This window comes from Robertkochia aurantiaca (assembly GCF_020166495.1).
Lineage (GTDB): Bacteria > Bacteroidota > Bacteroidia > Flavobacteriales > Flavobacteriaceae > Robertkochia > Robertkochia aurantiaca.
The window spans coordinates 51,899-75,587 of the sequence record NZ_JAINZS010000009.1; the positions used below are offsets into that span (position 1 = coordinate 51,899).

Below are 23,689 nucleotides of genomic sequence, written 5' to 3' on the forward strand. Positions count from 1 at the left end.
TATATGATAATTATTTTCAAAAAATTTCAATCTTGCAAATCCCCCATACCCCCATACCCCCATACCCCCATACCCCCATACCCTCATAACTCCATAAAACAAATATTCTAACTTCATCAGAGTCATAATTTGTATTCTTAGTATATTTCTGCCGTCTTTAGAAGAGACAAAATTCAAATTCCTTCTAAAATATTCTTTGATAGCACAATGAAATACCTCAAACTCCTCATCCTTCTTGCCCTGAACGCAGGGATATTCTATGCATTAAACACCCAGTTCGGGAGCATTCCGCCATTAGGAAAATTTCTCTCTCCGCAACAGGGAATCTGGCAGAATGAAACTTCAGAAATGCCTGATGCTGAACTGAGACTCGAAGGTTTGTCTCAACCGGTCACCGTACAATACGATGAACATCTGATCCCTCACATATTTGCAGAAAATAAAACCGATCTGTACCGTGCCCAGGGCTATGTGACCGCCCAGCACCGCCTGTGGCAAATGGAGTTCCAAACCATGGCCTCTGCCGGCAGACTGTCTGAGGTTTTTGGCCCAAGAGCCCTGAATTATGACCGTGCACAAAGACGTAAAGGAATGGTATACGGAGCTGAAAAAGCGCTGGAAACCATGAAGCAGGACAAAGAGATCGCTGCATTTATAGAAGCATATAAGGAAGGTGTAAATGCCTATATCGCTCAACTAAGCCCGGCTGATCTTCCGGTGGAATACAAGATGCTGAATTACAAACCTGAGCCCTGGACAACAAAAAAGACAGCGCTGCTTCTCATGTATATGACCGATATGCTGGCAGGCAGGGATTCAGATTTTGAATATACCAACGCCTTAAGACTTTTCGGAAAAGAAAGGTTCGAATTATTGTTCCCTGAATATTTCAATGTGATCGACCCGGTCATTCCCTCCGAAAGAGACTGGAAAGAGATCGCTGCTGAAATACCCGAAGTACCCACCGACAGCCTTCCCCTGGAAGCGATTGCAGCCACCATGGAAAAGCCGCATCCCGACAACGGAAGTAACAACTGGGCAGTGGGCCCTGAAAAATCTGCCACCGGGAATCCGATCCTGGCCAATGACCCCCACCTCGGACTGAACCTCCCTTCCATCTGGTTCGTGATGCAACTGGCCACCCCTGAGCAAAATACCTTTGGAGCGACCCTGCCGGGAGCCCTGGGTATCGTGATCGGTTTTAATAATGATATCGCCTGGGGTGTTACCAATGCCACCCGCGATGTTAAAGACTGGTATAAGATCACTTTTAAAGACGACAGCAAATCGGCCTACTTGTATGATGGTGCATGGCGAGACACCGAACTCAAGCTGGAAGAGATCGTTATAAGAGACAGTATCACCTATATCGATTCGGTGTATTACACCCATCACGGACCGGTGAGTTACGACGAAAGCTTTTTAGGAAACAGAGGCGGAACCGGCTATGCTATGAAATGGACCGGACATCTGGGAGGGAACAACCAGCGAACCCTGCTCGAACTCAATGCAGCGAAAAACTATGAAGATTATAAGAACGCCCTGAAGCACTTCCTGGCCCCTGCACAGAATTTTGTCTTTGCCTCACGGGAAGGTGACATCGCCCTGTGGATACAGGGTAAGTTCCCGAACAAATGGGAAGGACAGGGGAAATTTCTGCTTGACGGAAGCCTTCCGGCGCACGAATGGCAGGGATTCATTCCACAGGAACACAATGCTCATATCAAAAATCCTGAACGCGGTTTTGTGAGTTCTGCCAATCAGCACCCCGTTGATGAGAGCTATCCGTATTATGTTTTCAATGATGGTTATGACACTTACCGCGGACGGGTGATCAACAATTTTCTCAGGGAAAGGGATGAGATCGATATGGAAGACTTCAAAGCACTGCAAAACAATAATTACAACCTGATGGCAGCTGAATTGCTCCCGCATATGCTCGACTCCATCGACAGGCAGGGACTTACAGCAGATCAACAGGAATACCTCGATATAGTTGCTGACTGGGATTATTACAATGAGATAGACGAAGCGGCACCCACCATTTTCGAATTGTGGTTCGAAACGCTCCATGACCTGGTATGGGATGAATTTGAAAAGGAAGAAATTGTTCTGAAAAAGCCTTTTAATTACCAGACCATTGAGATGCTGGCTAATCATCCCGATGATCCGTTCATGGATGTAGTGAGTACCGACAAGCGTGAAACCGCCAAAGACCTGATTCAAATGTCTTTTGTGAAAGCTGCCGACAGCCTTCAGTCATGGAGGGAAGAGCATGAGGATTTTAAATGGGGCGCCTTCAAGGGAACCTATGCCGGTCATCTGCTACAGGCACTTCCGGCCTTCTCAAGATTCGATATCCCTATCGGCGGAAATTCCGGTATTGTCAATGCCACTTCAGAAAATCACGGTCCGTCATGGAGAATGATCGTAGAGCTGGGTGAAAAGCCAAAGGCGGTAGGTATCTATCCCGGCGGACAGTCAGGAAATCCCGGAAGCAAGCATTACGATGATTTTATCGATAAGTGGGCTGCCGGAGAATACCTGCAGCTTGAATTCCCAGATTACGGTGCCGAACTCACAAAACCAAATGCCAAACAAATACTAAGCAACGATTAGATCATGAAAAATCTTTTACACCTTATACTAGTCGCATTACTCGCTTATGTGGTTACCCTATTAACTCCGTGGTGGGGTATCATGATAGCGGCCCTTGTGGTGGGGTTTCTATTACCGCTGAACGGCTTTAAATCTTTTTTTATCCCCTTCCTGGCCGTTTTTAATCTCTGGGGGCTTCAGGCTTATATGCTGAGCAGTCGTAATGATTTTACCCTGGCTGCAAAGATCGCAGACCTCTTTTCACTGGAGGGAAACAGTTTATTACTCATTCTGATCACAGCACTACTCGGCGGACTGGCAGCAGCTTTTGCGGCTTTGCTCGGGAAGCAGTTCAGGCTGGTGGTTAGTGACCCAAAAGGGTGATTGGTTATACGGTGATACAGTTATGCAGGGATGCAGGGATGCATGGCTGCAGAAATAATTGTTTGGCTAACAGCTAACGGTGATCGGTGATCGGAATACCCACCTTTGTCACGCTGAGCATGTCGAAGCGAGTTTTGGTGATACGGTCCTGCCTGCCGTCAGTCAGGGATACAGGAATACAGTCTTCGACCGGCTGGCAGTTTTCTCACCCCTGAAGAGGTTCGAAATGACTCATTTTCATAATTCACGATTAAGACCTATTCCCGACTAACGACTCCCCATTAACGTCTTTGCGATTTCACAGCTTTACAGGGATATGGTTATGCAGTTATGCGGTGATGCGGTGATACAGGGATGCAGGGATGCAGGGATGCTTGTTCGGCTAACAGCTAACGGTGATCGGTGATCGGAATACCCCCCTTTGTCACGCTGAGCATGTCGAAGCGGGTTTTGGTGATACAGGGCTTCAGTCTTTGACCGACTGGCAGTTTTCTCACCCCTGAAGAGGTTCGAAATGACTCATTTCCATAATTCACGAATAAAACCTACTCCCGACTAACGACTCCCCATTAATGACTTTACGGTTTCGCGACTTTACATCTTTACAAGGATGCTTGTTTGGCTAACAGCTAACGGTGATCGGTGATCGGAATACCCACCTTTGTCACGGTGAGCATGTCGAAGCCGGTTTTGGTGATACAGGGCTTCAGTCTTCGAGCGGCTGGCAGTTATCTCACTCCTGAAGGAATTCGAAATGACTCATTTCAATAATTCACGAATAAAACCTATTCCCGACTAACGACTCCCCATTAACGACTTTACGGTTTCGCGACTTTACATCTTTACAAGGATGCTTGTTTGGCTAACAGCTAACGGTGATCGGTGATCGGAATACCCCCCTTTGTCACGCTGAGCATGTCGAAGCGGGTTTTGGTGATACAGGGATACAGTCTTCGAGCGGCTGGCAGTTTTCTCTTCCCTGAAGGGATTCGAAATGACTCATTTCAATAATTCACGAATAAAACCTATTCCCGACTAACGACTCCCCATTAACGACTTTACGATTTCACAACTTTACAGGGATATGGTTATACAGTTATGCGGTGATGCGGTGATGCGGTGATGCGGTAATTAAAAATCAATAATCTATCATTTATAATTTACAATTCATAATTACCTACTCTCCCTTCGCCGGCGCTTTCTCCTCTTCCTCCCGCATACTGTAATTCACCTTGAATTGCGGAGTTGCCCCAACGTTTCCGGGATCGCTGATCTCGGCAATTTTTACCGCTATCTTCGAATCACTTTTCTTTTGAGTGATATATTCTGAAATGCGACCTTTAATGGTCCTTCCATATTGAACCAGCAGGGTATCGGGATTTTCAGCTTCAGCCAGTTCCGGGATCACAGCTGCGATGGCCGTAGTGTCGTTTTGCTGTATGTCTTCCTCCGGAGCTTCCGCCTCCTTCCCATCAGGTACAGAGGCCACCATGACGGAATCGGCAATTGTGCTTAAAGAATCGGCAGGGCTTTTTCCTGTGAGCATCTCAGTGTCAAAAACGAAATTCATATCAATATCAATATTTCCCTTTAATTCTTCGAGTTTCAAAATCAGATCCAGTTGTTCTTTATGTCTGTCAGTAAGCGCAGTATCCGGATATTCAAAGAGCAGAGCCTCCAGGTCTTCCGGCTTGGCATCAATCTGCCTTGCGAGGGACTTTACCGGATTGTCGGTGGCGTCAAAAATCTTCTTCTTAAAAGTAGTTCCAACCAGATCCCAGACATCTATTTTCGGATCGTTCAGGTCTCCCCTCACAGGAACATCTAACTCAATATCACCGTTTTTATCTTTTAGTATCCATACCGCAAGTTTTAGGGGAATAGACATCACCCCTCCTTCATTGTTCTCAACGGAAACGTTTTTGATTAACAGGTCATTCTCAATGATCAATTGCTTGTCGGTTATTTCAGTACTGTTGAAATAAAACATATCCCCTTTAAGAATAGAATGTCCGGTATAATGGCTGGCATAAATATTCAGATCAGACAACACAAAATCCTTGATCGCAAAATCCAGGTCAAGTTGCAAAGGGTCCTGCGGATTAAATCCGGTAGTAGCCTTTAAAGTTCCTCTTTCATTCAACAGCATTTGAGAATTGATATCAACCCAGTCACTGTTACTAAAGATGCTGTCTGTGTCAATGAGGATTTCACTCAAATGATACTCGAATGGTTCTCCAGTCAGGTTGTCGGTATAGTCTAAAATTCCTTCTTCGACCTTTAATTTCATAACTGCGTAATAGATACTATCCTTAGATGAGGATTCTTTCTGAATACTGTCGGCAGGTTGAGTGCTCTCTTCGTCTGCGACCATAAATACCTCAAAGAAATTATTTGAAGTACTATCCAATTCAAAATTGATATAAGGTTTTTTAATATCGACCACACCTATTGCGTAAGATTTGTTAACGTAATCGATCTTATCCAGCTTAATATCCAACTGATCACTGCCCAGAAACTTTTCCTGCTGCTCATCCTTCATCAGAAAATCATTCACAACCACTTCTCCGGAAAGAATGATAGCCTGCGGATTTCCCGTATTACCTACCAGAAGTAATTCGGAGTTTACCTTACCGGAAAAATCACTGATCTTTGCAAATTCTTTTACGTAGTTCATAAAGGGTTTCAGTTCGAGGGCCTCAATGGCTATGGTACTCTCGAAATCCCCCGTTGCCGGGTACATCGTTACCTGAGAACTGAAGTGACCTCCTTCTGCCAGGTCGAATTCAATATCGGCATTGCTGTCCTGATCCTGGTTCCATTCGATCAGAGGTATAAAAAATGTCATATCTTCCAGAGCGGTGGTGTCTTCTACATCTCCATCATAAAAAATAAAATTTGCATCCTTTAGCTCAAGTTTTGCAAGTCTGTATTTAAAGACTTTCCCAGTGGTATCGGTTTCTACACTATCGGCACTGGCATGATAAGCTACCAGGTCATCGAAGTTAAAAACGGTATCCCTCTTACTGATATTGACTTGCAGCCCCCTTAGATAAAACTGGTCCAGAGAAATGATATCACTGATTAACTTGTAAGGCTCCGTATTGACAATCAGGGTATCAAACGAAACAAAAATATCTGATTCATTGGCTTCAAACATTTTAAAATCATAAATCTTCAGGGTACTCGTTAAGAAATTGATACGCAGTTTATCCATATCCAGTTTCCTGCCCACCAGTTCTTTACTATTATTGATGATGTAATTCCTGGCGATCACCGGAGTAAGAAATATCAACAAAAGTAATATTGCTAACACAGATATAGCGATGATCCTTAAAGTTTTCTTCCTGATAGCCATTGCAATTTTTATTTATTAACGCTTGTGGTAATAGTTCGGATCAGGTTCCTATAATCAGCTTAGGAACACTTTTAAAAATAAATCAAAATATCTGAATATCAACATATTAAACCTGTGATGTGATGAAAAATCAGAAAATGAGGTTAAACCGGTTATGGGGATACAGAGATACCGGGATGCTTGTTTAGCTAACAGCGAACAGTGATCGGTGATCGGAATACCCGCCATTGTCACACTGAGCGTGTCGAAGCGGGTTTTGGTGATACGGTGATACAGTCTTCGAGCGGCTGGCAGTTATCTCACTCCTGAAGGAATTCGAAATGATTCATTTCCATAATTCATGATTAAGACCTATTCCCGACTAACGACTCCCCATTAACGTCTTTACGATTTCACAGCTTTACAGCTTTACATGGCTGCAGAAATAATTGTTTGGCTAACAGCTAACGGTGATCGGTGATCGGAATACCCCCCTTTGTCACGCTGAGCATGTCGAAGCGGGTTTTGGTGATACAGGGATACAGTCTTCGAGCGGCTGGCAGTTTTCTCTTCCCTGAAGGGGTTCGAAATGACTCATTTCAATAATTCACGAATAAAACCTATTCCCGACTAACGACTCCCCATTAACGACTTTACGGTTTCGCGACTTTACATCTTTACAGAGGTTCGGGGATGAGGGAATGCTTGTTTGGCTAACAGCTAACGGTGATCGGTGATCGGTGATCGGATTACCCGCCTTTGTCACGGTGAGCTTGTCGAAGCCGGTTTTGGTGATGCAGGGATACAGTTATATGGTTATTAAAAATCAATAATTTATCATTTATAATCTATAATTTACAATTCATAATTCCCCATGTAAGGCTTTAAATGTTAATTATCGAAGTCAGTCACGAGTTCTGTCTGATATGTTTTAACTTAATGAATTAAGATCATCACGCTAACACCACCAGCTATGAAAGAGTATACCGACCTCACCACCCTTCGATTCATTCTCTTTGAAATTCTTGACTTCGAAGAGGTATTAGCCCAAAATAGATTTGAAGATCACGATACAGAGTCAGTCAATATGTTCATAGACTCGGTAAAAGACTTTTCAGATAAAGAATTATATCCGTATTTCCGGGAAATGGATGAATCTCCGGCCCATTATAAAGATGGAGAGATCATTGTTCATTCTCAGGTCAGGGAGACTATTAAAAAGGCGGCAGAGCTGGGATTAATCGCTGCAGCCTTTGATTATGATGATGGGGGGCTGCAATTGCCTCATACCCTCGTCAATGCCGTTTACTGGATACAGGAATGCGCCAATAACCACCTGCCTAATTACTACGGACTCACCCAGGCTGCTGCGAATCTCATCACACATTTTGGCAACAATACCCTGAGAGAAAACTATGTCTCTCAGATGCTGTCAGGGAAATGGACCGGTACCATGTGCCTGACAGAACCCCAGGCCGGGAGTTCGCTCTCAGATATCAGAACCACTGCCTATCCGGAAGGCGAACATTACCAGATTCGCGGTCAAAAGATCTTTATCTCGGGTGGCGACTTTCAGGGAGCTGAAAATGTAATCCACCTGCTGCTTGCCCGCATCGAAGGGGCTCCTGCCGGAGTGAAGGGGATCTCTCTCTTTGTGGTTCCCAAAAAACGACCTGTTCAGGGGGAAGAGCTTACCGGCAATGACGTAAACACCATAGGAGACTTTCAGAAAATGGGGCAGAAAGGATATTGTACCACTCACCTTTCCTTTGGAGATAATGAAGACTGCCGGGGCTGGCTCGTGGGAGAACCTCATCAGGGACTCAAATACATGTTCATGATGATGAATGAAGCCAGAATAGCGGTTGGTCGGGGTGCGGCTGCCATAAGCATGGCTGCCTACCGGGCGGCCCTTTCTTATGCCAAAGAACGCCCTCAGGGAAGAAGTCTCGGAGATTCAGGAAAAAAGAACCCGGAAGAACAGCAGGTATTGATCATTAAGCATCCCGATGTAAAAAGGATGCTGCTCCAGCAAAAAGCAATTACCGAAGCCTCTCTTTGCCTGGTATTGCTATCAGCCAAATACCAGGATCTGTCAAGGGTGCACCCGGACCCTGAGGAAAGGAAACGCTATGGCCGGCTGCTGGACCTGCTCACACCTGTGACCAAAACATATCCGGCCGAGAAAGGTACAGAGGCCGTTAGCCAGGCCCTGCAAGTATTCGGAGGCTATGGATATTGTAATGATTTTATCATTCAGCAATATTACAGAGATATCAGGATATTCTCCATTTACGAAGGAACCACAGGGATTCAGTCATTGGACCTGCTGGGCAGAAAAGTTATAATGGATGAAGGTAAGGCGGTGAAGGAGCTGTTCCTGCTGGTAGAAAAAAGCAGTGAGAAGGCCACAGAGCATGCTGATCTGGCTCCCTATGCCGGTAAACTAAGAGAAGCTTCAGAACTTTGCGGAAAAGTAATCGCTTACCTGACCGGCTTTGCCAGGGAAGGCAAACACGAACGATTTCTCGCCGATGCAACTGTATTTATGAAATTCTTTGGTATTTATGTGAGCAGCTGGTTATGGCTGGAGATGGGAATGAAAGCACAACAAGCCCTTGATTCCGATTCCACCGTTTATTCAAAGGCCTTTTACAGAGGAAAGGTTTTGTCGATGAAATACTTTTACAAATACGAACTTCCTGCCATGACTTCCCTGGCCGAAACCCTGTTCCATACCGATACAACCACTCTTAACGACCTCGATGAGGAATTATGATCTGAAGTAAATCCCGGTTAAAAACCAAACCAAAGTTTATGCGGCCGTTTCCCCTTTAGTGAGAAATATACCGGGTATACATTGATCTTCTTTGACTCCGGAAAACGCATCTGTTTGTATTCCAGTTTTTTGTAACTTGTAGTAAACTTCAATAATCATGTCTACATTCAATCTTACAATCAACGGAGAGACTGCTACGGTCGACGTTGATCCTGCTACCCCCTTATTATGGGTACTGAGAGACCACCTGAAACTCGTAGGTACCAAATATGGTTGCGGAATTGCCCAGTGCGGGGCCTGTACGGTGCACATTGGCGATTCGGCCGTACGTTCCTGCCAGATCCCTGTGTCTGCAGTAGGGTCTCAATCGGTAACCACTATCGAAGGTCTCTCTGAAAACGGAGATCATCCGGTACAGCTCGCCTGGATAGAGAACGATGTGCCCCAGTGCGGGTATTGCCAGGCCGGGCAGATTATGTCTGCCGCCGCCTTGTTAAAGAACAATCCGAATCCCAGTGATGAAGAGATCGCCGCCACTATGAGCGGAAATATTTGCAGGTGCGGGACCTATACCCGCATACGGTCAGCCATCAGGCAGGCAGCCGAAAACAAAACCGCCTGATTTCATTCCTCACCAGCTTTTAAATTCACCACATCATGACACTCATTAGAACCAAAATAGGAAGACGATCATTCATAAGGACCACAGCCATGGCCGGTGGCGGACTGGTACTCAGTTTCAGCTGGCTGGCCTCATGCAAACAGGAAGAAGCTACAGTAGCAGAGCTGCCCGACGAATGGTTTGAATTAAACGGATACCTGAAAGTAGGAGACAACGGGATGGTAACCATCATGTCACCCAACCCGGAGATCGGGCAAAATGTCAAGACCTCCATGCCTATGATCGTAGCCGAAGAGCTGGATGCAGACTGGAGCCTGGTCATCGTAGAACAGGCCCCTTTGAATACTGAAGTCTTTACCCGACAGCTTGCGGGAGGAAGCCAGTCTATCAGACAGGGCTGGGACGGACTTCGAATGGCAGGTGCCACTGCACGTGAAATGCTGAAACAGGCCGCTGCCAACAGCTGGGAAGTTCCGATAGGTGAAATCACCACCCATGAAGGAATGATAGAGCACGAAGCCAGTGGTAAAAAGGCCGGATATGGTGAGTTTGCAGCCGCTGCCGCTCAACTGGAGGTGCCCGAAGAAGTTGAAATGAAAGATCCTTCAGAATTTAAGATCATCGGTACTTCGAGAAAGAATGTAGACGGACCAAAGATCGTTACCGGGAAACCGCTTTTCGGACTGGACTATTACGAAGACGGAATGGTAACTGCCATGACCATTCACCCTCCGGCATTTGGTGCCAGGCTGAAATCCTTTGATGCTGAAACCGCCAAAAATATGCCCGGAATAGTTGATGTTTTCTCCATTAAACTTTATGAAGACGGTTATTTAAAACATCCTTTCGATACAACGGCATTCAACGAAATCATCGTCGTAGCTGGGAATTCCACCTGGGAGGTGATGAATGCCAAAAAAGCTGTGAAGGCAGAGTGGGAACCCATCTCTGAATACATGGATGAATATACCGATTTCAGAACCGGAGAAGCACTGCCCAAGCGTATTCCTGCCGGAATGGAAAGTTCGGGAGACCACCGAACTGAGATGGAGACCCTTGGTGCCAAACTGGCCAAAGTTACCCGAAAAGATGGTGATCCTGATAAAGCATTCCGGAATGCGGCGAAAGTCATCGAACGGCATTACTCCTGTCCGTTTCTGGCACATAATACCCTTGAGCCTATGAACTTCTTTGCTCATGTGACCGAAACGGAAGCAAAACTGGTTGGCCCGATCCAAACTCCTGAATTCATGGAAAAAAGTGTTGCTGCCCGTTTAAATATGCCACTTGAAAACATCGATATTCAGATGACCAGACAGGGCGGCGGATTCGGAAGAAGGCTTTATGGCCATTTCGTGGTAGAGGCAGCGCTCATTTCTCAAAAGCTCAAGGCTCCGGCAAAAGTGGTCTACACACGTGAAGATGACATGTCTTATGGAAACTACCGGCCGGCATATTATGCCACCTACCGGGCAGCCTTCGACGAAAATAACGAGATCACTGCCTTTCATGTAAGGGCGGGAGGAATTCCTGAAAGCCCCTTATTCGCGCACAGATTCCCTGCAGGGGCCATTGACAACTATCTGGCAGAAGAATGGGCTATAGACTCAAACATCAGTGTGGGAGCCTTCAGAGCACCACGATCGAACTTTATCGCCGGCGCAGAACAATCCTTCCTCGATGAGATCGCTGAAGAAATGGGTAAAGACCCCATTGCCATGCGTCTGGAATGGCTGGAAAAAGCTAAAAATAATCCGGTAGGAGAAAACAATGATTACGATGCGGCCCGTTATGCAGGAGTCCTTGAACTGGTAAGGGATAAATCAGGCTGGAATCAGAACGCTGAAGGTAAATATCGTGGTGTATCGGCTTACTATTGTCATAATTCATATGTCGCCCAGGTACTTGACATGGTCATGAAGAACGGTAAACCTGCTGTTGATAATGTCACCTGTGCCATAGATTGTGGTATTGTAGTCAATCCTGATGCTGCAACTAACCTGACCCAGGGAGGGGTGATCGACGGTATCGGCCATGCTATGTACAGCCAGTTGAGCTTTAAAGAAGGAAGTCCGGAACAACAAAATTTCGACCGTTACAGGCTCATCAGGCATAATGAGGCACCAAAGTCTATCGACGTTCACTTTGTGGAAAGCGATGTTCACCCTACCGGTTTGGGAGAACCGCCTTTCCCTCCTATTATGGGGGCTGTGGCCAATGCATTATATAAGGCTACCGGTGAACGCTATTATCACCAACCTTTTATCAGTGAGAAACAGTTAAGAGGTTAGAACCAATTAGGTAGTAAAACAAAAAAAGCCGCGGTTTTCCCGGGGTTTTTTTTTGAATGAAGGGAATCACTATCACCTCCGGATATATAGAGTAATCCAACAATCGCTAGTCTGCCGGTTTCTGAGGTGAAGCACTAAAATATCTTACCTTGTTAAGAATCCACACCCCCATGCCTATTCTCACCAGTGGTTGTAAATACGGGTAAATATATTCGTAACTCCATTGAACCGGAGCTTTAAGCACACCCATACCGAGATAGAGTCGAAGGAACGATGCCAGGCTCAGAATACCTATAAAAATAAGAGCAAAACCCAATAGTTTAGCAGGCATGGTTTCTTGAATAAAGGCCATTCCATACAAGAGACTTCCTATCCCGAAACCGTATATCACAAGAAAATACTGACTATCTGAAATCCCGTTGGCCCCATGTATAAGCGTGATATAAAGTTCCTTGGTCACCTGGTCGTTTGCTGTCGCGAGTTGGGGTCTCCATATCTGATTTACAGCATCGATAAGCAAAGCTTGCTGAGCCATTTCGCTATATGCCCACACGAAAAGAAACAGCATTCCCATCAGCATCTGAAGGGGATACTTTTTGAACAAAATCAATGCAATACCCAGGCTCGCCAGAAAGTTTACCTGGGGATGAAAGAACAAAACCCACAGCCGACTCAGGTACATAATATTATCATACAGGGCGTTACTGCTTTCAAAATCAGGCGCTGCCGGGAGAGGTGAGAAAATCAGAAAGATAGTCGTCAGGGCTCCGGCAAAAGAACATATAGCTGTTATTTTTAATAACAATTCATAGTTGGAATGCTGCTTCATCTGTTTATTGTAAATGGAAAAATAAATAAACCTCTTCACCTGCCAAGCCGGGAAAACTCCTTTTCTTACCAGAATTTATTACGCTATTGATACCTGCCATTGACAACCAACTAAAGAGCAGGAATAACAGCGTAACTTAAAGTTAATTAATTATACCCACATCTGTATACTTCGGTTCCTACCTGAAAAAGAAAGCATCTTTTGCCTCTACCCGTTTAGGTAAAAGCAAAACAGGAAAAAATAATCAATAAAAAAGCCCCGGTTTTCCCGGGGCTTGAAGTTTTATTCAGAAAAACGCTATGCTAATCGCAATTCCCATCCGGGGTACAGCTATCACCGTTGATGACCTCTAAAGAAGATTCCCGATCTTCTTTCCATTCAGCAAACGACTGTTGCAGCGCCTGAAGAAAGATATCATGTGTCTGGGCTCCCGAGATCCCGTATTTACGGTTTATCACAAAGAAAGGCACTCCCTGAATACCCAGTTTACGTGCTTCCGATATATCCCGGTTAACTTCCTCTGTATGATTGGCCGACTCCAAAAGTCCCGTCACTTCACCGATATCGAGGCCTGCCTCCCTCCCGATTTCCAGGAGCGTCCTGTCATCATCAACGTTCTTCCCTTCTTCGAACATCGCCTTTAAAAGAAGTTCTTTGACAATATTTTGTTTTCCCTGGCTTTTGGCCAGGTGTAAAAATCGGTGTGCCTTGAAGGTATTGGCGATTTTGAGGGCTTCAAAATTGAAATCCAGTCCTTCTTCGGCTGCGACAGCTGAAACTTGTCCGGTCATTTGTCTGGCTTGCTCCAAACTCATACCCTTTTCCCTGGCAAGGTAATTCACGATGTTATCAGACATATCAGTATTAACCCCCGGGTTTAACTGGAAACTTTTCCACTCAATTTCCAGTGCCTCTGCCTCCGGGAATTCAGCCAATGCTTTTTCAAAGCGTCTCTTTCCGATATAACACCACGGACAGGCAACATCACTCCAGATCTCTATTTTCATATACTATATTCTAATTTCAGTTTAAATATTCACTAACATGTCTTGGGTCGAAAAAACTAAGAATCATTACAAATTATCTTATCAAAAGAAGCATTTCTGAACTCTGAAAGTTATCTTCTCGTTTCCTGAGAGGAAAGGTCCCCTTCTTTAGGGAAATAAAAAAATGATTAAAATTCCCACCAGCGAGTACCGGGAAAGTCACGAGAGATTGAAAATCGCTCGCCGATTAGCGGATGAATATATGTCACTCCTTTATCATCGGCTGCTTCGGTGAAGCGCTGAATGGGATCTTTCCAGGGGTGAACCGACAATCGAAAAGCACCCCAGTGTATCGGCATAGTACGCCTGCTCCTGAGATCTAAGGCAGCTTGCACACTTTGTTCGGGCATCATATGTATATCTTTCCAATCTTCATTGTATTGTCCGCATTCGATCATCGCCAGATCAAAAGGTCCGTATTTATCCCCTATTTCTTTGAAGTGCGTTCCATAACCGCCATCACCACTGAAATAAATACGGTTCTTGTTACCATTGATGACCCAGCTTGCCCAGAGGGTTTCATCCTGGTCGGTCATAGCTCTGCCGGAGAAATGTCGCGAAGTGCAGGCCGTAAAATCTATTCCTCCAAACTCCGTATGATCGTTCCAGTCCAATTCCTCAATTTTTCCCGGATCGATGCCCCAGGCCCGCAGGTGTGATCCTACCCCCAGGGGAACGATATATTGTTTTACCTCCTGATCGATGGTCAAAATGGTCTGGTAATCGAGATGATCATAGTGATCATGTGAAAGCAGTACCACATCTATATTATTCACCTTTCCAGTTGGAATAGGTGATTGGTAAGGGAAACGGGCTGAACCAAATGAAACCGGAGCTGCCACATCACCGAACATCGGATCAATAAGGATTCGCCGTTCACTCATTTCGATCAAAAAGGCTGAATGGCCAAACCAGGTTATATGACAGCCTTTTTCAGAACGGAGCCCGAAAGGCTCATCAAAATAAGTTGGCAAAGGATCTGACGGACTCATCCCAGAGGTGGTAGCCGCCGTATAAATCGCCTTCAACACATCACCCAGGTCACCCTTTTCTGTCTTTTCCCGATTATGAAACTTCCCGTCGTGATAATTTGCAGACCTTCTTAGAACATCTTTCTCAGAATCATCGGGAGGCGAACCGAATTGCGGAGCTGTTTTGGTAAAAACGAAACCTCCCAGAAACAGTATGACTATTAGACCTGTACTTATAAATAAAACCATTTTTAATTTTCTAAGCATTCCGGATGTGGGTATAGATAAGGTGGATTTACAATCTTTTATCGATAACTTTTAAGATCTGAATGATTACAACCGGAGCAAAGGCTGTCAGAGTAATCAGTACCCATGCAGAGACTGACAGACTTACAAAAGAGAATACCTTTGCGAGAGCCGGGATGAAATAGGCTGATAAAAGTACAACCGCGCAAAGTACCACAGCATACCACACATACTTATTCCTGGTAACCTGATTATTCCAGAAACTCTCATCAGGATCCCGCATGTTAAAGACATGTAACAACTGTGCAAAAGCGAGACTGAAAAAGGCTATGTTATTCAACTGAGTTTCGTCATAGCCCCAGCTATCCTTCGCATACCAATAACTACCAGAGATACACAGAGTAAAAACCAATCCGTAAACCCCTATCTGTATCCAGTTATGTCGGGTAATGATTGGTTCTTGAGGATCCTTGGGTGGTTGGGCCATGATTTCATCTCTTCCCTTACCTATTCCTAGGGCGAGGGCCGGAAATACATCTGAAAGCAGGTTCAGAAACAGCAACTGCAGGGGTAATAAGGGAAGGGTAAAAAAGGTGAAACTAATGGTTCCGATGATCAGGATCTCTCCGAGATGATAGGAAAGCTGGTAAATAATAAATTTTCTGATATTGCCAAAGATGATCCTTCCCTGCCTGATGGCCTGCAGGATGGAATCGAACTTATCGTCTTTGAGAACAATATCTGCGACCTCCTGAGCTACCTGGGTACCCCTTTTTCCCATCGCTATCCCTACATTGGCTTTTTTAAGGGCCGGTGCATCGTTGACTCCATCTCCGGTCATAGCCACAATCTCACCGTTTTCCTGTAAGGCCTTGATCAGTTCGAGTTTATCTCCCGGATCGACACGGGAAAATATTGAAATATGAGCAATATCGTTTTTCAGCTCCTCACGATTACGCTTATTGAGATCGGTTCCGGTTAGCACGTCGGCCTTTTTCTCTTCGGAAGAAAGATGAACCTCTTCTCCTACCTTCCTGGCTGTTTCGGGATGATCGCCTGTTATCATAACCACCCTGATTCCTGCTTTATGACATTGTTCCATAGCCGCTGACACTTCCTTTCTTGGAGGATCGATGAATCCTACTAGTCCGATAAGACACAATTCATGTAAAAAATCTTCTTCCTCTTCCGGGGCATCCTTTAAAGAACCACAGGCAAAAGCCAATACCTTGAGACCGTCTGCCGACATCTCATCATTCATTTTCAACCAATACTCCTGATCTTCGTCAGTCAGTTTCTTATTGTTATCAGATGTCAGTACCCGGTTGCATCTGGGTATGAGAGCATCTGCCGCCCCCTTTCCCGCCACGTATATCTCTTCCTCAACCCGGTATGCCGTACCCATGACCATACGATCTGAATTAAACGGCAGATGACCTGCCTGCTCTGAGCCGGAAAATCTTTCGAATTTTTCAGCATCGATGGCTTTGACATATCTCAGCAAGGCTATTTCCAGGGGATCGCCCGTTGCCTCAAAATCTTCTCCACCCCGCTCTTCCCGTTCAGCATCATTCGCCCAAACAGCCACTCGCAGCAGGTGATCAAAGGCATTACTGTTCGTAATATCATTCTCGATCGCTGCCTGGTTATTATCCTTCCAGGAAATAGTGAGGTGTTCTTCTTCGGGCAGTAACAGCTTGCTTACCGTAAGCTCGTTATGGGTTAGGGTGCCTGTTTTATCTGTTGCGATCACCGTGGTTTCTCCCAAGGTCTCAACCGCGGCCAATTTTTTAACGATGACGTTTTTCTTGCTCAGTCGCAGCATTCCCCTTGCAAGGGCAATACTGGCCACTATGGGGAGACCTTCAGGAATGGCGGCAATGGTCCAGGCAATGGCTGTCTGAATGAGAGTATATGTTTCTTTACCGGCGATATATCCGAAAATAAAGAAGAGCAGAGCAAGCCCCAGGGTCACCCATATCAGTCGTTTAGAAAGGGTGTTGAGTTTTCGGTTTAAAGGTATGTCTTCCTTGCTTTCTCCGGATACCATAGCCGAAATACCGCCCAACTCAGTCTCCATCCCGGTTGCTACAACCAGAGCGGTTCCTGAACCACTGGTAACGGCCGTTCCCTTATAAAGCATATTTATACGGTCTGCCACCGGGGTATCCTTCTCCAGTACATCAGGATCCTTATGAACCGGTACGCTTTCTCCGGTAAGAGGTGATTCATCGACCTGTAACTCACTCTCTTCTATCAGCCTGGCATCAGCGGGAATCACATCTCCGGAAGATAGCAATATGATATCGCCCGGCACGATTTCGTTGGCATCGATAGTTTGGTCTTTTCCCGATCGACGCACCTTCACCCTGACCTTATCCATTTCCTTTAAAGCATCCATAGATTTTTCGGCCTGGTATTCCATCCAGAACCCTATGAGGGTATTGAGTAACAATACTACCACAATTGCAACCCCTTCAGCCATGTCTCCAAAAACGAATGCCAGAACTGCCGCACCGGTAAGAAGGTAAATAACGGGATTAAGTATCTGATCAAGCAATATTTCGGCGATACTGCGTTTATCTTTCTCCTTAAGTTTATTCTCTCCGAACTCTTTTAGCCTTCTCTGAACTTCTTCTTCAGTAAGTCCCTTTTTCAGGTCAGAATCGGCCTCTTTGAGCAGTTTCTTTTCAGAATGGATATGTGACTCTTTTGCGATTTTTTGAATATCCATCGGTCTTTGTGATTTTTTAAGGTCTGTAAATTCGATTAATCTCCCGGCTCTCCCTTCACCTGAATATCGGTATCGTTTAAAATATCTTCAATATAAAGCATTTTCACAAGCACTACCACAACGGCCACCATCGGTACTGCCAGGATCAGACCGAGATACCCTGTAAAGATCCCCATAATCACCTGAGCGATCAGGATCAGAGCGAAGGGAAAGGAGATCATGTTTCGCTGAATGAAAGGGGTGATGAGGTTGCTTTCAACAGCCTGAACCCCAATGTAGAGAAGAATGACGTATAAGCCTGAATCGGGGCTTTTACTGTAGGCGATCAAAAAGGCCGGGATCAGGGCTATCAAAGGACCGAAGTTGGGAATAAAGGCAAGTAAGCCGGCTGAGATCGCAAGTATCAGCGCCATGGGAATCCCCATAATATAAAGGCCTATAGCAGTGAGTACCGCCACCACCAACATCGAAAGCAATTTACCGGCCAGCCAGTGCTGAAGCGTAAATCGCAGGGTATGTAATACCTCTCTGCATCGCTCCCTTCCTGATGGAGGACATAATCTCACCATACCCTCCTCGTAAATACCGGGGGAGACCATAAAGAAAATGCCTAAAAAAAGAATGATGTACAGATCGCTTAAACCGCCCAGAAAGGAACTGAAAAATTTCTCTAACGCCTTAGTGTCTTTACTGTCTTCGCTGAAACTTCTTTTTACCCGCTGATATATATAGCTCAGTACGGGGGTTTCTTTGGCAGTTTCTTTAAAATCTTCGAAAGCACGGGGTAACTCCTTCCTGATAGTCTCAGCCTGCCTGCTGATACTGGGACCTGCAGCAATGATGGTAATCGTTCCTATAAGCAATAAAAGGAATACGCCGATCAATAAAGAAACCCCACGGTTAACAGGTAGCAGTGAACGAATCTTCCGGGCGAGAGATGAGAAGAAAATGGCTACAAGAACCCCTGCCAGAATCATCAAAAGTAATTTTATACTTTTAATGGTAAGCAGGGCCAGTCCTGTAAGTAATAAAACAATAATGGTCGCGGAAACGATACGTCTGCGAAAACGCAGATCATCCTGATGATTATCTCGGTTGGTCATTAAAAAATCTTTACCAAAAGGTCGTATAAATGCATTAGTTTTCAAAATTAAATGATTAATTTATAGGGAGTTACAACCAAAAACAACCTTAACCAGCCAAACATGAATCATTTAGAGAAAGTTGCCAGAGCAGGACACCTTGCTAAAGGCACCGTTTACATCTTATCAGGTGCCCTGGCTCTCGGGGCGACCATTGGAGCTACTTCCCAGTCTTCAGGAAAACTGGGTATTCTGAAGTTTCTGGAGGAACAAACCTTTGGTAAGTTTATTCTTGCCATACTCGGTCTGGGACTTATCTGTTACGCCATCTGGAGGTTCATCCAAACATTTACAGACCCCGAGAAAATAGGAGATGACAAGACCGGAAAAGCCAAAAGAGTGGCCTTCTTCTTTAGTGGCCTTTTTTATCTTGGCCTCGGAATCCTTGCGTTTATTGAAATATTCAGAAGCCCGGGTAAATCGGGAGGCGGTGGTTCTTCCTTTATTCCTGCAGAACAACAGGATATGGTATTTCTGATAATTGGAGTGGCTCTTGCCATCAAGGCTGCCTACCAGTTTATCACTGCATTCAAGGGAGACTTTATGGAGAAATTCCATTTTGATACCCTTTCTGATGTAAATATCAGGAAATGGTGCTATCGTATGGGATATGCGGGTCACGTTGCCCGTGGAGTAGTGATAAGTATCCTGGCGTATTTCTTTATAAGGGCATCGATGGGAATATCCAGGTCGGGTGGTGACATGAAAGGAACCTCAGAGGCCTTTCAGTTTATCAGGGAGCAAAGCCAGGGGGTATGGCTCTTGGCACTTACGGCTGTGGGACTGATCTGTTATGGAACCTTTATGGCTCTGGCTGCCAGGTACCGTCAATTCAATGTTTAATTACTGAAAGCCTGTTGTGTTGCATTTAAAACTAAATACGAATACAAAAAGAGCTATAGGTGGTGGTGTCGTAGGGCTTATGGTGATCATTGTGGCCACCTATCTCCTTGGCGAATTAAGCGGGTATGAAGCCAAGGTACTTATCAAACAATCCCTTACCGGTCTAAACACTCTTTCAAACACTATAGTACTGGCCTCTGCAACCATCCTTGCATTACTGCTTACCGCCCTGGGGCTGAGCAGCAGTACCGAAACCCGCCTTAAAGATGCCCACTATGCTGATATACTCATTATTGCCAAGACCGACACAGGAGTGTTCATAGCTGCCCTATTTGTTTTCCTGGTGTTCAATATTCCGATTACCGAGGCCGATAACGTCCCGCCAAAGTGGTATTCCTGGATCTATTACGGTTCGATAACCATTTCAAGCATACTGAGTGCCGCCCTGATCGTTGTGGTGCTCATGTTATACAATACAGTCACCAATATCATTAAGATAGTAGGATTGAATAAAAAAGATCATCCGCTTACCTATGAGGAAATGAATGAAGAGGAAGAAGAGGAATCTTCCGATAAGTAAGAAAGTCAAGTATACCGGTCCTGAGGCAATTGAATCAGGCGTTCTTCAAAAGAGAATAGCCGGGCTTTCACCCTCACGGTCTAAGCTTGCTCCTGGTCCATGGGTAGAACAGAAAGCAACCATTCATCATTATCAGAAGATGCCTCCACCACAAAGAAGCCCAACTTTCTGTAATAGTTCAGAAGCGTTGGGTCTTCAACCACTAACCAGTGACATTTTTCGCGATGAAGTCTGCGCGTCTGTTCAATCCAGGCCCTGGCCCAGCCCTTGCCCCGGAACGCAGGCGGGGTAAACAAAAAACCGATGTAAGGATTTTCCCCGGCGAAGAGCTTCGCAGCTTCAGAGCCAAAATTCCCTAGTTCAGGAGCGTCTTGATAAAACAAAATACCCCCGCAAAGCAGGCTTTCACCTGAAAAGAGCCCCATGGGCCTCGCATGATTTTTATGGTGATGCCATTCGTTAAGAAGTATCTCTTTCCATTCCGAAGGAATACAACTGGTAAAGGCTTCGAATTCGGCCTTATCCATTTCCCTGTATTTCAGATCTTCTTTCATCATAGCAAGCCCCAGGACCAAAGACGGTCAGAATCTTCCTGCCAGCGGTCACCAATATCAGTACGATAATAACCGTTATTCACGATTACGTTGTTGATTCGGTTCTGCATCATTCGCTGGGCATCTCTCATAGTAAGCCCGGTGCCGGATACCATTACGGCTATACCGGTATCTCCTGTAATCAGCCATTCATCATTAACCATCTTCACATGCATAGGGTGAATCCCGTCCTTCTTATCTTTTTTGAAGACCACCACCGCATCTTTTGAGAAAAGCTGGAAGGTCTTTTTATCTTCATAGGGAAACGGAGGAACAACGATAAAGGCTCCCACCTGAAATCCTTTTTTGGTATGAATCTTAAAGCGCTCCCCTCTCGCCACCTTGACCAGCATTTGCCCAAAGGGTTCCTGAATACCTGCTCTTTGAATATATACCTGAGGAAACCCAAATCGGGAAGTGAATTCAAGGGGATAAATACCATTGCCGTTCACTATACAGTTCAGGTCAATATGCCCGATAAATCCATGCGATCTTAGCGTAGGGATAAACTTTGCCAGTGTAGCATTGTAAATGGGAGAATCTTCAGTCCAGAACATGCTGGAGCCCATTTCACCTGTGGAAACCCCAAGTTCTTTAGGAAACAGCTTCTTATGCTCGAAGGTGACATTGATAGGCTTAAGAAAGGTATCTCCATTGAAGAATCCCGATACCGAAACCTCCACCCCTTTCACTTTCTTCTGAAGCTGAAAATCTCCGAAGTTATTACCCCATGAACGCTCATAGGCTCTGAGAATCCGTATCACATCGCTTCCTTCGTCATCCTGCCCTACAAACAGCAGCTGTTTGAACTCCTGGGTCTCTCCCGAAGGTTTAACCACATAGGCATCAGGGTGTTTTTTGATAAAATTGATGGCGTCATCGAAACTTTTGAACTCCCATGAAGGAAGGGTTTTTACCCCGTGTTTCTTTAATTCTCCATGACCGAAGTTACGGTCGAGCTCCAGTTGATCAGTATAGGCGTTTCCGCCGAATACCAATTTTCCCTTCTCCCTCAGCCATTGGCTTTCTTGTCCGAAACCTGTATAGTCAAAAATAACGATATCAGCCCAGTCGCTGGTTTTTTTCCAGTCTGTGGTTCTTTTCACAAAACCAAGACCGATCTCCCGGCAACTGCGTTCCACGGTATACATTCGTACCTGATGACCCTCTTGTTGCACAGCATTAGCCAGGTCAAGAGATTCGCCATAACGGGAAACAAACAGAAAATTCATTTTTTTGGTTGGTTGTATAGGTTCTTTCTTTTTTGTTTTCATCAATAGGTTTAAAATTTTTCGAGCAGGGTATGTACCACCTCAAAAAGGATCAGGGCTATAATGATCCATTCCAGAAAAGTGCTTTCCCTGTGCTGCATAATATCTTTAAAAAGTTCAAGGTTTTCCTTCACATGTGCAAGCTGTTCTCTTAAATAACGGTTCCTTTCATTCAGATCGAAGGTATTTCGCAGATCCTTATCAAGGCGATAGAGCACCTCATCTTCCCAGGTAAGGTCATTATTGTCAAGCAACGAAAGATTAGCCGCAAGCCGGTTTTTTACATTCATGACCCTTGCGATCACCCGAACCAGCCTGGTGCCACCCAGGGAAAGCCTGCCGCTTACCTCCAGCTGGTCGGTGTAACGGTTCGTTTCCTTCAAAAGTGTTTCTGCAATAGAGGTATACCTGTCTAAAACCACAGAGTGAGCCAGGCTTCCCATAAGCACATCGATATAATTCGGATGCAGTTCGGGTAAGGTAAGCCGGTTAAAGAGCACACGGCAGGGACCCGGCTCCACTTTCAGTTCTATACTTTCTTCAGGATGGTCGCCTAAAGGATCCTGAAGACAAGGCTTTATCTTTTCGAGATAATGCCCCTGATCTCTCAGGTTCATACCCACAAATACCATCACCCCGTAATTGAATACGCAGAGATGCTGACCTGCAGCGGTTTGCAGGTGCAGTTTGACCGAATTTCGGTCTATAACGGTTCCGGGAAGACAACAGGCCGCCTGCCGGATATCTATTCCCCTGGCCAGCATAATGGCCTTTGCTTCAGTAAGCATATATAAAATTGAATAAGAAAAAAGTAAAACTGTGGATGCCAGTCAGGCCATCCTTGTTACGGAGTTGAGAAACAAATGTTCAGACTGTCATACCGGGTCTGTCTAGAAGTAAAATTTCGGTGCTAAAGTACATCAAAAAAGATTTCCCCGGTAAAATTTTATGAATGTTTTAATCGGTTGGTAATGTGTGATTTGAACAGGGATTTTAAGGAGTGTAGTTTGGTAAAGAGCTAACCGCTGACAGTGATCGCTGGTAGGTGATCAGTGATCGGCTAACGGCTAACAGTGATCAGTTATCAGTTATTAGTTATTAGTTGTTAGAAACTTAATACAGTTTAGCAATTTAGCAACTTCGCGACTTCACAATCTTACAGTCAGGATGCAGTTTGGTGAACAGCTATCGGCTGACGGCTAACAGCTATCAGTGAACGGTTATGGGTTATGGGTTATGGGTTATGGGTTTGGGTTATGGGTTATGAGTTATGAGTTATGGGTAATAAACCATTCCGGTTGTGTTCAGTTAAGTGTGTCATTCTTTATTTTTAGGGTAGGCCTAATCTTTCCTTGTGAGTCATTGATAATATACTAATGACCTTTGTCCAACTTACTGGTCTTGACCATTTCTTAGTGGTTCG

Annotated in this window: 16 protein-coding genes; 7 read left to right on the forward strand and 9 right to left on the reverse strand. The window is 45.1% G+C overall.

The window, feature by feature from the left end:
- Nucleotides 1-207 precede the first annotated feature (207 nt).
- The gene (locus K7R10_RS15065; RefSeq protein ID WP_224485564.1) at nt 208-2,619 is read left to right on the forward strand and encodes a penicillin acylase family protein; all 2,412 of its coding nucleotides are present in this window, start codon (nt 208-210) and stop codon (nt 2,617-2,619) included.
- A 3-nt stretch (nt 2,620-2,622) separates the two neighbouring features.
- Nucleotides 2,623-2,982: a hypothetical protein gene (locus tag K7R10_RS15070; RefSeq protein ID WP_224485565.1), complete on the forward strand. Its 360-nt coding sequence runs from the start codon at nt 2,623-2,625 to the stop codon at nt 2,980-2,982.
- Nucleotides 2,983-4,159: 1,177 nt separating this feature from the next.
- On the opposite strand, the gene K7R10_RS15075 is transcribed toward K7R10_RS15070, so the two are convergent.
- Nucleotides 4,160-6,340 (reverse strand): DUF748 domain-containing protein, encoded by a 2,181-nt coding sequence (locus K7R10_RS15075; RefSeq protein ID WP_224485566.1) that lies wholly within the window; start codon nt 6,338-6,340, stop codon nt 4,160-4,162.
- Between the two features lie 952 nt (nt 6,341-7,292).
- Between K7R10_RS15075 and K7R10_RS15080 the strand changes: the two genes are divergently transcribed.
- The 3 genes from K7R10_RS15080 to K7R10_RS15090 all read left to right on the forward strand — a co-directional run bounded on the left by K7R10_RS15080 (nt 7,293) and on the right by K7R10_RS15090 (nt 12,011).
- Nucleotides 7,293-9,098 carry an acyl-CoA dehydrogenase gene (locus tag K7R10_RS15080; protein ID WP_224485567.1) on the forward strand — a complete coding sequence of 602 codons (1,806 nt, stop codon included), beginning with the start codon at nt 7,293-7,295 and terminating at the stop codon, nt 9,096-9,098.
- A gap of 157 nt (nt 9,099-9,255) precedes the next feature.
- Nucleotides 9,256-9,720, forward strand: a complete 465-nt coding sequence (locus K7R10_RS15085) for a (2Fe-2S)-binding protein (RefSeq protein ID WP_224485568.1) — start codon at nt 9,256-9,258, stop codon at nt 9,718-9,720.
- 35 nt (nt 9,721-9,755) lie between these two features.
- Nucleotides 9,756-12,011, forward strand: a complete 2,256-nt coding sequence (locus K7R10_RS15090) for a xanthine dehydrogenase family protein molybdopterin-binding subunit (protein WP_224485569.1) — start codon at nt 9,756-9,758, stop codon at nt 12,009-12,011.
- Between the two features lie 106 nt (nt 12,012-12,117).
- Here the strand turns inward: K7R10_RS15090 and K7R10_RS15095 are convergent, their stop codons facing one another.
- The 5 genes from K7R10_RS15095 to K7R10_RS15115 form a co-directional block, all read right to left on the reverse strand.
- Nucleotides 12,118-12,840 (reverse strand): hypothetical protein, encoded by a 723-nt coding sequence (locus K7R10_RS15095; RefSeq protein WP_224485570.1) that lies wholly within the window; start codon nt 12,838-12,840, stop codon nt 12,118-12,120.
- Nucleotides 12,841-13,142: 302 nt separating this feature from the next.
- Entirely contained in the window at nt 13,143-13,847 is a 705-nt protein-coding gene (locus K7R10_RS15100) for a DsbA family oxidoreductase (RefSeq protein WP_224485571.1), read from the reverse strand.
- 167 nt (nt 13,848-14,014) lie between these two features.
- Nucleotides 14,015-15,124, reverse strand: coding sequence for an MBL fold metallo-hydrolase (locus K7R10_RS15105; protein WP_224485572.1), 1,110 nt, complete (start codon nt 15,122-15,124; stop codon nt 14,015-14,017).
- Nucleotides 15,125-15,152: 28 nt separating this feature from the next.
- Nucleotides 15,153-17,837 (reverse strand): cation-translocating P-type ATPase, encoded by a 2,685-nt coding sequence (locus K7R10_RS15110; RefSeq protein ID WP_224485573.1) that lies wholly within the window; start codon nt 17,835-17,837, stop codon nt 15,153-15,155.
- 35 nt (nt 17,838-17,872) lie between these two features.
- Nucleotides 17,873-18,940: an AI-2E family transporter gene (locus K7R10_RS15115; protein WP_224485574.1), complete on the reverse strand. Its 1,068-nt coding sequence runs from the start codon at nt 18,938-18,940 to the stop codon at nt 17,873-17,875.
- Nucleotides 18,941-19,042: 102 nt separating this feature from the next.
- Here K7R10_RS15115 and K7R10_RS15120 point away from each other — a divergent pair, with 102 nt between their 5' ends.
- Nucleotides 19,043-19,822: a DUF1206 domain-containing protein gene (locus tag K7R10_RS15120; RefSeq protein ID WP_224485575.1), complete on the forward strand. Its 780-nt coding sequence runs from the start codon at nt 19,043-19,045 to the stop codon at nt 19,820-19,822.
- Between the two features lie 19 nt (nt 19,823-19,841).
- Nucleotides 19,842-20,402 carry a hypothetical protein gene (locus K7R10_RS15125; protein WP_224485576.1) on the forward strand — a complete coding sequence of 187 codons (561 nt, stop codon included), beginning with the start codon at nt 19,842-19,844 and terminating at the stop codon, nt 20,400-20,402.
- Nucleotides 20,403-20,482: 80 nt separating this feature from the next.
- Here the strand turns inward: K7R10_RS15125 and K7R10_RS15130 are convergent, their stop codons facing one another.
- Genes K7R10_RS15130 through K7R10_RS15140 form a run of 3 tightly spaced genes read right to left on the reverse strand, consistent with a single transcriptional unit; the run spans nt 20,483 to nt 23,054 of the window.
- Nucleotides 20,483-20,959: a GNAT family N-acetyltransferase gene (locus tag K7R10_RS15130; protein ID WP_224485577.1), complete on the reverse strand. Its 477-nt coding sequence runs from the start codon at nt 20,957-20,959 to the stop codon at nt 20,483-20,485.
- Nucleotides 20,956-22,269, reverse strand: coding sequence for a phosphoribosylamine--glycine ligase (locus tag K7R10_RS15135; protein ID WP_224485578.1), 1,314 nt, complete (start codon nt 22,267-22,269; stop codon nt 20,956-20,958). Before K7R10_RS15135 ends, K7R10_RS15130 begins: the two co-directional genes overlap by 4 nt.
- Nucleotides 22,270-22,277: 8 nt before the next feature.
- Nucleotides 22,278-23,054 carry an RMD1 family protein gene (locus K7R10_RS15140; RefSeq protein ID WP_224485579.1) on the reverse strand — a complete coding sequence of 259 codons (777 nt, stop codon included), beginning with the start codon at nt 23,052-23,054 and terminating at the stop codon, nt 22,278-22,280.
- Between the last annotated feature and the right edge of the window lie 635 nt (nt 23,055-23,689).

Excerpts from the sequence above, each read along its gene's own strand:
- K7R10_RS15110 (WP_224485573.1), bottom strand. The coding sequence starts at position 17,837 with ATGGATATTCAAAAAATCGCAAAAGAGTCACATATCCATTCTGAAAAG.
- K7R10_RS15075 (WP_224485566.1), bottom strand. The coding sequence starts at position 6,340 with ATGGCTATCAGGAAGAAAACTTTAAGGATCATCGCTATATCTGTGTTA.
- K7R10_RS15140 (WP_224485579.1), bottom strand. The coding sequence starts at position 23,054 with ATGCTTACTGAAGCAAAGGCCATTATGCTGGCCAGGGGAATAGATATC.
- K7R10_RS15090 (WP_224485569.1), top strand. The coding sequence starts at position 9,756 with ATGACACTCATTAGAACCAAAATAGGAAGACGATCATTCATAAGGACC.
- K7R10_RS15095 (WP_224485570.1), bottom strand. The coding sequence starts at position 12,840 with ATGAAGCAGCATTCCAACTATGAATTGTTATTAAAAATAACAGCTATA.
- K7R10_RS15115 (WP_224485574.1), bottom strand. The coding sequence starts at position 18,940 with ATGACCAACCGAGATAATCATCAGGATGATCTGCGTTTTCGCAGACGT.
- K7R10_RS15120 (WP_224485575.1), top strand. The coding sequence starts at position 19,043 with ATGAATCATTTAGAGAAAGTTGCCAGAGCAGGACACCTTGCTAAAGGC.
- K7R10_RS15100 (WP_224485571.1), bottom strand. The coding sequence starts at position 13,847 with ATGAAAATAGAGATCTGGAGTGATGTTGCCTGTCCGTGGTGTTATATC.
- K7R10_RS15130 (WP_224485577.1), bottom strand. The coding sequence starts at position 20,959 with ATGATGAAAGAAGATCTGAAATACAGGGAAATGGATAAGGCCGAATTC.
- K7R10_RS15080 (WP_224485567.1), top strand. The coding sequence starts at position 7,293 with ATGAAAGAGTATACCGACCTCACCACCCTTCGATTCATTCTCTTTGAA.
- K7R10_RS15070 (WP_224485565.1), top strand. The coding sequence starts at position 2,623 with ATGAAAAATCTTTTACACCTTATACTAGTCGCATTACTCGCTTATGTG.
- K7R10_RS15135 (WP_224485578.1), bottom strand. The coding sequence starts at position 22,269 with ATGAAAACAAAAAAGAAAGAACCTATACAACCAACCAAAAAAATGAAT.
- K7R10_RS15105 (WP_224485572.1), bottom strand. The coding sequence starts at position 15,124 with ATGCTTAGAAAATTAAAAATGGTTTTATTTATAAGTACAGGTCTAATA.
- K7R10_RS15085 (WP_224485568.1), top strand. The coding sequence starts at position 9,256 with ATGTCTACATTCAATCTTACAATCAACGGAGAGACTGCTACGGTCGAC.
- K7R10_RS15065 (WP_224485564.1), top strand. The coding sequence starts at position 208 with ATGAAATACCTCAAACTCCTCATCCTTCTTGCCCTGAACGCAGGGATA.